Source organism: Mesobacillus sp., from assembly GCF_049588175.1.
Lineage (GTDB): Bacteria > Bacillota > Bacilli > Bacillales > Cytobacillaceae > Mesobacillus.
On record NZ_JBAVFI010000455.1, the window covers coordinates 1 to 7220 of the forward strand.

10 protein-coding genes are annotated in these 7220 nt (G+C 45.2%); all 10 read right to left on the reverse strand.

Features of this window, described 5'->3' with window-relative positions; genetic code table 11:
* Positions 1-615, reverse strand: a 615-nt coding sequence (dusB, locus tag WB217_RS11095) for a tRNA dihydrouridine synthase DusB (protein ID WP_423993290.1), incomplete at its 3' end; no start/stop codon positions are given.
* Positions 616-655: 40 nt separating this feature from the next.
* Complete coding sequence (locus WB217_RS11100) at positions 656-859, reverse strand: helix-turn-helix domain-containing protein (protein WP_423993291.1); 204 nt, start codon at positions 857-859, stop codon at positions 656-658.
* Positions 811-1338, reverse strand: coding sequence for a 2-amino-4-hydroxy-6-hydroxymethyldihydropteridine diphosphokinase (folK, locus tag WB217_RS11105; RefSeq protein WP_423993292.1), 528 nt, complete (start codon positions 1336-1338; stop codon positions 811-813). The genes WB217_RS11100 and folK overlap by 49 nt, the downstream gene beginning before the upstream one ends.
* A 2-nt stretch (positions 1339-1340) precedes the next feature.
* Positions 1341-1700, reverse strand: coding sequence for a dihydroneopterin aldolase (gene folB, locus WB217_RS11110; RefSeq protein WP_207503218.1), 360 nt, complete (start codon positions 1698-1700; stop codon positions 1341-1343).
* Positions 1693-2538 carry a dihydropteroate synthase gene (gene folP, locus WB217_RS11115; RefSeq protein ID WP_423993293.1) on the reverse strand — a complete coding sequence of 282 codons (846 nt, stop codon included), beginning with the start codon at positions 2536-2538 and terminating at the stop codon, positions 1693-1695. The genes folB and folP overlap by 8 nt, the downstream gene beginning before the upstream one ends.
* Positions 2531-3406 carry an aminodeoxychorismate lyase gene (gene pabC / locus WB217_RS11120; RefSeq protein ID WP_423993294.1) on the reverse strand — a complete coding sequence of 292 codons (876 nt, stop codon included), beginning with the start codon at positions 3404-3406 and terminating at the stop codon, positions 2531-2533. Before pabC ends, folP begins: the two co-directional genes overlap by 8 nt.
* On the reverse strand, positions 3406-3999 hold the full coding sequence (gene pabA / locus WB217_RS11125) for an aminodeoxychorismate/anthranilate synthase component II (protein WP_423993295.1): 594 nt from the start codon (positions 3997-3999) through the stop codon (positions 3406-3408). Before pabA ends, pabC begins: the two co-directional genes overlap by 1 nt.
* The gene (gene pabB, locus WB217_RS11130; protein ID WP_423993298.1) at positions 3996-5429 is read right to left on the reverse strand and encodes an aminodeoxychorismate synthase, component I; all 1434 of its coding nucleotides are present in this window, start codon (positions 5427-5429) and stop codon (positions 3996-3998) included. The genes pabA and pabB overlap by 4 nt, the downstream gene beginning before the upstream one ends.
* A gap of 238 nt (positions 5430-5667) precedes the next feature.
* Positions 5668-6594, reverse strand: coding sequence for a cysteine synthase A (gene cysK, locus WB217_RS11135; RefSeq protein ID WP_423993296.1), 927 nt, complete (start codon positions 6592-6594; stop codon positions 5668-5670).
* A 152-nt stretch (positions 6595-6746) separates the two neighbouring features.
* Complete coding sequence (locus tag WB217_RS11140) at positions 6747-7070, reverse strand: hypothetical protein (protein ID WP_423993297.1); 324 nt, start codon at positions 7068-7070, stop codon at positions 6747-6749.
* Positions 7071-7220: the final 150 nt, after the last annotated feature.

Sequence of the window (7220 nt, forward strand, 5' to 3'; positions counted from 1 at the left end):
AACATCACCGTTGCCGATAACAGGAATGTTCACTGCCTGCTTTACATCACGAATGATATCCCAGTTTGCATGTCCTTCATACATTTGAACCCTTGTGCGTCCGTGAAGAGCTACTGCTTTACCGCCAGCACGTTCAACTGCCTGAGCATTTTGAATCGCAAAAATGTGATCCTCATCCCAGCCCATACGCATCTTAACGGTAACTGGTTTTTCAACTGCATCAACTACAGCCGATACCATTTCGTAGATTTTGTTTGGATCAAGCAGCCATTTTGCTCCTGCATCACATTTCGTGATTTTTGGTACCGGGCAGCCCATGTTGATATCAATGATATCAGCATTTGTATTCTTATCCACGTATTGCGCCGCCTGAACAAGCGTTTCCTTCTCACCGCCGAAAATCTGAAGGCTCAGCGGCTTCTCGCGTTCATCTATATATAACATATCCAATGTTTTACCATTTTGAGAAACGATTCCTTTGTCACTTACCATTTCGGCACATACCAGTCCAGCGCCGAATTCTTTGACTGTAAGGCGGAATGCTGAGTTGCAGATGCCAGCCATTGGTGCAAGGACGACTTGGTTTTTCATTTCAATATCGCCAATCTTAAGCATGGGATTCCTCCTTATAGCATCTTATTACTATATAAAAACATTACTGTGGGCTTAATTCATCTATACTAACATCCAGAAATTCCGCTATTTCAACAATCAAGCTGTCATCAGGCATCCTGTTGCCCCGTTCGATTTCACCTAATATCGAAACCGATATCCCTAGCTCTTTTGCGAAGCTTTCTTGTGTAAAACCCTTCAGTTTTCGATAAGCGCGAATACGTCTTCCCCATTTTTCTGCTTCCATATTCGTACTCCTTCTTTATCAGGTATACTTTGTAACCAGGTTTTCAGAGGCTTCTCCATGGTGGGAAGCATGAGATTCGGGTCCATTTCTAGCAATGGAAGGATTACAAACGCGCGTTCGCTCATCCGAGGGTGCGGTATTGTAAGCTTCTCTGTTTCAATATTTTCATGATTATACAGCAAAATGTCAAGGTCTAAAGTTCGTGGACCCCAACGGATTTCCCTTTTTCTCCCAAGTTTTTCTTCGATTTTCAAGCATTCATCTAAAAGCTCAAGCGGTTTTAAGCTCGTAGAGACTTGTACCGCCATATTTAAAAATTGATCCTGGTCCGTGAAGCCCACCGGATCTGTTTCATATATTGAAGAAGTATTTGCCACTGTGATTTCTTCGTGGCTTTCAAGGAGGAGAATTGCTTTCTTCAAATATTCATACCGGTCACCCATATTGGATCCCAATGCTATATACGCCTGATTTTCCACTCTTATCTGCTCCTTGTGATTTCGACTGCAACTGACTTGTAATGGCCAGGAATTGGCGGGTCAGGCTTGATTACCTTAACATGACATGCTTCAACGCTAGAAAAACGCTCAAGGATCATACCAGCGATTTTTTCAGCAACTGCTTCGACCAATTTATATGGTTCACCTTCAACAATTTCTTTGCAGACCTGATAGAGCTCGCCATAATTGACGGAATCCTCAAGATTGTCACTGTTCCCCGCTTTCGACAGGTCCAGTTCTACTGTTAAATCAACGCCAAAGCGCTGGCCCAGTTTTGTTTCCTCAGGAAATACTCCATGGTAGCCATAAAACTCCATTTGGTTTACATGAATCTTATCCACTGAAATCACCCTTTCCGATGAGAGCATCCATCATCTTAGCCGTGCGGGACATTTCCTTCACATCGTGAATTCGGACGATCTGGCAGCCTTGCTGAATTCCGAAGCAAACTGTTGCCCCAGTGCCTTCGGTTCTTTCTGAAACTGGGAGATCGAGCACACCGCCAATCATCGATTTTTTCGAAGTTCCGAGCAGCACAGGATAACCGAGTGAAACGAGCGTACCAAGATGGCGCATCATTTCAAGGTTTTCCGGCAAGTCCTTCGCAAAACCAATTCCAGGATCCAAGATGATTTGGTCGTCCTTCACACCTGCTTTTTTGGCAATCGTGATGCTTTCGTACAAGTCATTCAAAACATCTCTGATAAAATTCGAATAATCACGGTCGTTCCTGTTATGCATCAAAATGATCGGCACGCCAGTTTCAGCAGCTACATCGGCAATTTCCGGGTCTGCCTTCGCTCCCCAAATATCATTGATGATGACCGCTCCAGCTTCAACTGCTTTTTTAGCAACCTCTGATTTATACGTATCAATGGAGATTGGGATATGCAGTTCCTTTGTGATCGCCTCAATCGCAGGTACTACCCTCGATATCTCCTCAGCATCCGAAATTCGTTCATATCCAGGCCTTGTTGATTCTCCGCCGATATCTAAAATATCCGCTCCATCCTCAATCATCTGCCTTGCATGCTGTACAGCATTTTCTAAGTGGTTATACTTGCCGCCGTCTGAAAAAGAATCCGGAGTCACGTTCAGGATTCCCATGATTAACGTCTTATTGGCATAATCCAGTGTATACTGTCCTGCTTTTATCAAGGTTGATTGCTCTTTAATCATTCACGATCCCTCCCAACTGTATTCTGCTCCAAAGTGTTTCACGATGAGCTTCATAGTGTTTATATAATGCTTTTACGATACGCCCTTCTTTTCCCGGGTAATCCGTTCCTGAAAAACTGGTGACAGGGACGATTTCCTGAATTGAATTTGTTAGAAAAATCTCATCGGCCGCTTCTGCTTCTTCCTGTTTGTAAAAGCCTTCACGAACCGTGAGACCCGCCTCACGGGCCAGCGCAATGACGAACCTGCGGGTGATTCCGTTCAAAATGCCTGTTTCAATGGCAGGGGTGAACAGGATGCCGTCTTTGTACCAAAATATATTCGAAACAATCCCCTCTGATAAAAAGCCTTCTTGGGTCAGAAAAACGCCTTCCATATCCGGGGCGTTCCCAATTTCCCGCTTTGCGAGCACATTGTTCAGGTAATGATGGGATTTAAGTCTCTCCCCGCCCTCGGGAGTGTTCCGTTTTATATCTAAAAGCACTGCCATTTTCTCGGCCATCTCTACGGGAGGAGAAAGAGGCTTTGGAAACACAATGACATTCGGCTCAGTATAGCTCTCAGTTTGCAAGCCGATTTCCCCGTTGCCTGCCGATACATTTAAACGAATGTAAGCGTGCTTGTACCTATTCTTAGCTAAAAGCTCCTTTAAGATCTTTAAAACTTCCTCACGACTAAAAGCTGCATCGATATTAAGCGTCTTCATACCGGCATTCAGCCGCTCCAGGTGGTCATCTAGTAAAAACGGGTGGCCGTTGTAGATGCGAAAGGTTTCAAAGACTCCAAGGCCATATAAAAATCCATGGTCAAAAGGAGAAATCATGACTTCTTCCTTTTTGGCAAATTGCCCATTGATATATACGTACATTACAGTTTAACTTCCATTTGCGCTGATTTATAAAACGAGATGAAGTTCCTTAGCAGCTGCTTTCCTGATGTAGTCAAAATGGACTCAGGATGGAACTGGACTCCCTCAACAGGCAGGGTTTTATGGCGGATGGCCATGATTTCGCCTTCCTCTGTCCAAGCCGATACTTCAAGACAATCAGGAAGGCTGTCTTTCTTTACAATCAGTGAATGGTACCTCGCTGCAGGAAATGGGTTTTCCAGTCCAGCAAAAATCGTCTTGCCGTCATGATAAACCATGGAGGTTTTCCCGTGCATCAACCTTTCCGCACGGACAACCTCGCCGCCAAATACCTGAGCAATCGACTGATGGCCAAGGCATACACCGAAAACCGGCGTCTTCGCAGCAAAATTTTCGATCGCCTCAAGACTGATGCCCGCCTCATTAGGGCTGCATGGCCCAGGCGAAATCATCAGGAACTGAGGTTTCAATTCCTCAATGCCTTTAATCGTAGTCTGGTCATTGCGGATGACCTTAAGCTCCTCACCCATCTCACCTAAATATTGAACAAGATTGTATGTGAACGAATCATAATTATCGATCATTAAAATCATACTTGACCCTCCGCAAGCTCTTTTGCCTTCCAAAGCGCAATTGCTTTCTTTAAGGATTCTTTATACTCATTTGCGGGAATGGAGTCAATAACAACACCAGCACCCGCCTGGACATGTGCCTTGCCATCCTTGACCAGCATCGTCCTGATGATAATGTTCAATTCCATATTACCGTTAAAACCGACCCAGCCAAGCGATCCAGTATATGGTCCGCGCCTAACCGGCTCGAGTTCCTCAATGATTTCCATCGTCCGCACCTTTGGAGCCCCAGTGATTGTCCCACCTGGGAATACCGCATTGACAACACCAAACCAGTCTTCACCCTCAGCAAGTTCCCCTCTCACATTCGAAACGATGTGCATGACATGGGAGTATTTTTCAATCGCCATGAATTCATTGACTTCAACAGTCCCATACTTGCACACTCTTCCAAGGTCATTCCTTTCGAGATCCACAAGCATCACATGTTCAGCACGCTCTTTTTCATTGTTGATCAATTCATTGGCAAGATGCAGATCCTCTTCATTCGTCCTGCCTCTAGATCTTGTACCAGCGATCGGCCTTGTGCTTACCTCCGAACCTTTTATTTTTGCTAAAAGTTCAGGCGAACCGCTGACGAGCTGGAAACCCGGCGTATGCAGATAACCCATATACGGCGAAGGGTTCAGGGTGCGGAGCTGTCTGTAAACCTCCATCGCTTCCGTTTCAATCGGCTTTGACTGCCTTACGGACAGATTCACCTGGAAAACGTCCCCCTGCGAGATATACTGCTGGACCCTCTCAACCGCCTCTATGAATTCAGCCTCATCCATGGAAACTTCTAAGCTACTATCAGCAGGCATGTATACCATTTCTGTTAGTGCAGGGATTTTTGCTTCCCATCTCTGCTTCCATTCAGATAACCTGTTCTCTGCCTGCTCCTCCTGGCCAGCTTCAGCAAGCGCCATCAGCCACAGCTGCTCAGTCTGATGATCAAATACAAACCAGTCATAGAAAAGCTGAAAATACACTTCAGGAATCCCCGAATCGTCCTTGGCCATGGATGGTAATTTTTCAATATAACGGGCATAGTCATAGCTAAGGTAGCCAATCGCTCCGCCCTGAAAATCCGGTAGATCATCTATTTCAGGAACCTGATATTCTTCCATTTGAATCTTCATTAATTCAAGAGGATTCCCCTCAAGCTCAACTGAAGCTCCATCCTTTGTAATCGTCAATCTATTATTTTTCCCTGAAAAAATAATCTTCGGATCGAAGGCAGCAACGCTATAACGGCCGCCCCTTCCGCTTTCCAGGATAATATGCTCATTGTATTGCTTTGCAATATAATCGTATTGATGAAAAAAACGTGAAGCTGTATAAGGAATTGTTAATGATTGAATGCTATAGCTCGGCAAGCTCTTCACTCCTATTTTTTTCTCTTTTTCCATCATACATGATGGAGAGCCCGCTTTCATTTTTAAATGGTTAAAATTGAAGGGTTTTCATCAAATTTTTACATTAAATTGAATTCTTTAATGGACTTCATTCAACATTAAATTCCAGTTCATAGAACGTTCTTCTGGTTGAACTCAATTTTCTCCTAGTTGCCTTGTGTATGTTGAATTCTTCCTAATTCATTCCATAAAAAAAGAGACAAGCTTTTATGCCTGCCTCTTTCAAAACAATTTATTCTTCGAATTGATAAAGCGGTGTGCTCAGGTAGCGCTCGCCATTGCTTGGGATGATTGCGAGTACTTTCTTGCCCTTGCCAAGCTTTTTCGCCGTTTCTAAAGCTGCATAGATGGCTGCTCCAGAGGAAATTCCGCCTAGGATGCCTTCTTCCTTTGCCGCGCGGCGGGCGTATTCGAAAGCCTGCTCATTCTCTACTTTGATGACTTCGTCGTACACATTTGTATCAAGGACTCCTGGGATGAAGCCAGCGCCGATTCCCTGGATTTTGTGAGGTCCAGGCTTTCCGCCTGATAAAACAGGTGAGTCAGCAGGCTCAACCGCGATGATTTTAATATCCTGGTATTTTTCACGAAGAACTTTTCCTGCACCGGTAATCGTTCCGCCTGTTCCAATCCCCGAAATGAAGGCATCGAGCTGGTCACCCATCTGCTCCACAATCTCAGGTCCAGTTGTTTTTTCATGAATCGAAGGGTTTGCAGCATTTTCAAATTGCTGCGGCACGAAGTAGCCATGTTCTTTAGACAATTCCTCTGCTTTTCGGATCGCACCGCCCATACCTTCTGGACCAGGAGTCAATACAAGTTCGGCTCCATAGGCGCGAAGCAAATTCCTGCGCTCCATGCTCATCGTTTCCGGCATGACAAGAATCGCTTTATAGCCTTTCGCTGCAGCCACCATCGCCAGGCCGATTCCCGTATTCCCGCTGGTAGGTTCGATGATTGTATCTCCCTGCCTCAACAAGCCTTTCGCTTCAGCATCCTCAATCATCGAAAGAGCGATACGGTCTTTTACACTGCTGCCAGGATTCATATATTCTAACTTCAAGTAAACATCGGCGCTTTGATCATCAACAAGTCTGTTTAATTTCACAATTGGTGTCTGGCCAACAAGCTCTGTTATTGAATTTGCAATGCGTACCATTTTACCCACCCCTTTTTACTTTAATCCGACTATCTTAATTGGTTTTATTAAAATTTACCAACTCTTTAGGCCTATGTCAAACAGTTTGCTTCGACAAAATCCAAAATCAGTCTTCTGCCCATCCTTTTTAAACTATCCTATTTCAAATCGCTCTAAACCATTCCTAAAAGAAAAGCACAAGCGCCTTGGTCAGCCCCGACAAGCGTTGGCCGACTAAGACCGCCGCGTCCTGCGGCAACGTCGGCACTAGGACGTCCTGTCCGTCGAAGGGCCAAACGGTGAAGGCGTTCTTTGACTTCATTGGGCGGACCGAAACCGAAATGTGTAGCCGACTGCCCAGAAACGCAGAAACTGGAGACTCTGACAAAGAAGCGCTTTTTGCTTCTGCCGGCGGAGTCTCCAGTTTCTCCGTTTCTGGTCAGTCGGCTACACATTTCGGTTTCGGTCCGCCCAATGAAGTCAAAGAACGACTTCACTGGTCGGACCTTCGACGTACAGGATGTACTAGTGCCGACGTTGCCACAGGACGTGGCGGTTTTAGTCGGCCAGCGCTTGTCGGGGCTGACCAAGGCGCTTGCGCTTTTCTTATTTGAGAGTTGCCTGAGCCTATGGGCAAATGTATAATG